The 2,684-nt window shown below is 72.3% G+C and carries 5 protein-coding genes; all 5 read left to right on the plus strand.

Going from position 1 to position 2,684, the window contains the following annotated elements:
* Nucleotides 1-698 (plus strand): MFS transporter (locus N790_RS04620; protein WP_043801375.1); only part of this gene is annotated, 698 nt, incomplete at its 5' end.
* 64 nt (nt 699-762) lie between these two features.
* Nucleotides 763-1,347 (plus strand): GTP cyclohydrolase I FolE, encoded by a 585-nt coding sequence (folE, locus tag N790_RS04625; protein ID WP_043801378.1) that lies wholly within the window; start codon nt 763-765, stop codon nt 1,345-1,347.
* A 43-nt stretch (nt 1,348-1,390) separates the two neighbouring features.
* A complete protein-coding gene (locus N790_RS04630; RefSeq protein WP_043801379.1) occupies nt 1,391-1,954 on the plus strand; it encodes a hypothetical protein in 564 nt (187 codons plus the stop codon).
* Between the two features lie 132 nt (nt 1,955-2,086).
* Complete coding sequence (locus N790_RS04635) at nt 2,087-2,485, plus strand: BlaI/MecI/CopY family transcriptional regulator (RefSeq protein ID WP_043801382.1); 399 nt, start codon at nt 2,087-2,089, stop codon at nt 2,483-2,485.
* Nucleotides 2,482-2,684 (plus strand): hypothetical protein (locus N790_RS04640; protein WP_043801383.1); only part of this gene is annotated, 203 nt, incomplete at its 3' end. The genes N790_RS04635 and N790_RS04640, both read left to right, overlap by 4 nt.

Genomic DNA, 2,684 nt, shown 5'->3' on the forward strand with positions numbered 1-2,684 from the left:
GCCTGTGCGCGGCGAACTTCTGCTACGGCTGGTTCGTGCTGCCGGAATCGCTGCCGCCGGAGCGGCGTTCGCCGTTCTCCTGGCGCCGCGCCAACCCGCTGGCCTCGCTGCAGCTGCTGCGCGGGCATCCGGAGCTGTTCGGCCTGGCCGGCGTGAGCTTCCTGATGGCGCTGGCGCACCTGGTGTACCCGACCACCTTCGTGCTCTACGCCGACTACCGTTTCGGCTGGGGCTTGGACATGGTGGGCTGGACGCTGCTGATCGTGGGCGTGCTCACGGTGATCGTGCAGGGCGGGCTGGTGGGTCGCGTGGCGCGCGCCTTCGGCGACCGCCGCACGGTGCTGATCGGCGCGGTCGCCGGCGCGGTGGGTTTCGCGATGTATGCAGCGGCGCCCACCGGCTACTGGTTCTGGGCGGCGATGCCGGTGGCGGCGATGTGGGCCGTGGCCGGCCCGGCGACGCAGGCGCTGATGACGGCGCGCGTCTCGCCGCAGGAGCAGGGCAGGTTGCAGGGCGCCATCGGCAGCCTGAATTCGATCGCCGGCATCCTCGGCCCCACGCTGTTCACCCAGACCCTGGCCTTTGTGGCGGCGAACGAAGTGCGCGGCCCGCTGGCCGGCGCCAGCTTCTGGCTGGCGGCGGGCCTGGTGTCGCTTGGCGGCCTGCTGGCCTGGCGCACCACCGCGACGCGGCGCTGACGCCGGCCGCGTTAGCATTCCACCGTGGTGCACTTCCCGTGCGCCCTGCCATCGGAGCCCCGCCATGACCAAGCCCGTCACCCAGGCCGACGCCGAGAACGCCGTCCGCGTGCTCCTGCAGTGGGCCGGCGAGGACCCGGCGCGCGAAGGCCTGCTCGACACCCCGCGGCGCGTCGCCGAGGCCTACGGCGACTGGTTCAGCGGCTACCGCGAGGACCCGCGTGCCTATCTTTCGCGCACCTTCGAGGAAGTCGCGGGTTACGACGAGATGATCGTGCTGCGCGACATCGAATTCGAATCGCACTGCGAGCACCACATGGCGCCGATCATCGGCAAGGCCCACATCGGCTACCTGCCGGCCGGGAAGGTGGTGGGCATCAGCAAGCTGGCGCGGGTGGTGGAAGCCTACGCGCGCCGCTTCCAGGTGCAGGAGAAGATGACCGCGCAGATCGCCCGCTGCATCGAGGAAGTGCTGCAGCCGCGCGGCGTGGGCGTGGTGGTGGTGGGCGCGCACGAGTGCATGACCACCCGCGGCATCCACAAGCGCGGCGTCAGCATGGTCACCTCGAAGATGCTGGGCGATTTCCGCGACGACGCCCGCACCCGCTCGGAATTCCTGAAGTTCATCGACGTCGGCCCGGGCCGCTGAGCCCGCGCTGGCGGCGCCACGCGGCCCGCCTATAATCGGGCCCATGAGCGACCCCCGCGCCCTGCTGCAATCCCTCCGCGACGCCCTCGCGGCGCCCTCGCCGACGCAGCAGGCGGCCATCGGGCCGCGGCTGGAGGCCCTGGCCCAGGCCGTGGCCGCGCTGCTGGCCGAACGCGAGCGCCTGCGCCAGGACGTGGAGGACGCCGAGCACGCGCGCGACGCCTCCAAGCTGCAGCGCATGAAGGTGGCCGGCCAGCTCGGCACCCTGCACAAGGCGCTGGCCGCCGCCGCGCCCGGCGTGGCCGCCAGCGACGACCCGCAGAACGACGCCCTGCGCCGCATCGAGTGGCTGGCCAGCCATGGTGGCGCCAACCCGGCCGCGGCCGAAGCCGCCAAGGCCGCGGAAATGGACGCGCCCATGCCCGGCCGCGCGGTGCTGGAAGCCGTCATCGCCGGCAGCCGCAAGTTCACCAAGGCCCAGCTCGAATTCACCATCGCCGAAGCCATGGTGCTCACCGGCTGGCAGCAGACGCCGCTGGAACTGATGCAGCAGGGCGAGCCCTGGCTCGCCGAGCTCATCCTGAAGAACCAGTCCGCCGCGATCTGAACCCGCCGGGTCCGGTTTCCTCGCCCCGGCGTGTGCCGGGATTGCCATTTCGCCCGCCCATGACTTCCGGCCCGTTGCACCGGCCGCCGCCGAGGACTACAACTGTAGTACGACAGGTGTAGAGGAAGTCCCGTGGCGCCCGAATCCGACGACATCGCCCTGAGCGAACTGCAGCTCGACGTCATGCGCGTGCTCTGGCGCGGCGAGGCCAGCGTGGCCGACGTGGCCGCGGCGCTGGCTGAAAGCCGCGGCCTGGCCCACACCACCGTGGCCACCGTGCTCACGCGGCTGGCGAAGCGCGGCGTCGTGGCCGCGCGCCGCGACGGCCGCCAGCTGGTCTACCGCGCCACCGTGAGCGAACCGCAGGTGCGCCGCAGCATGGTCGGCGACCTGATCCAGTCGCTGTTCAAGGGCGACCCGCGCGCCCTGCTGGCGCACCTGGTCAGCGAAAAGGACGTGGCCCCCGGCGACCTCGCCAAGGTGCAGGCACTGCTGGCCGCCGACGAAGGCCGCAAGGGGAAGAAGCGATGAACCTGGTCGACACCCTGGTTTCCTTCCAGCTGACGCTGTGGCTGCACGCCACCGTGCTGCTGGCCGCCGCCTGGGGGCTCGAGCGCACGCTGCTGCGCCGCCACCCGGGCTGGGCCGAGCTGGCCTGGCGCGGCGCGCTGTTCGCGGCGCTGCTGTCGGCCTCGCTGCAGGTGCTGGGCCCGGCCGCGTCGCGCTGGCT

The organism is Arenimonas malthae CC-JY-1 (genome assembly GCF_000747075.1).
Lineage (GTDB): Bacteria > Pseudomonadota > Gammaproteobacteria > Xanthomonadales > Xanthomonadaceae > Arenimonas > Arenimonas malthae.

Coding starts and splice junctions, on each gene's coding strand:
- folE (WP_043801378.1), top strand. CDS start 763: ATGACCAAGCCCGTCACCCAGGCCGACGCCGAGAACGCCGTCCGCGTG.
- N790_RS04630 (WP_043801379.1), top strand. CDS start 1,391: ATGAGCGACCCCCGCGCCCTGCTGCAATCCCTCCGCGACGCCCTCGCG.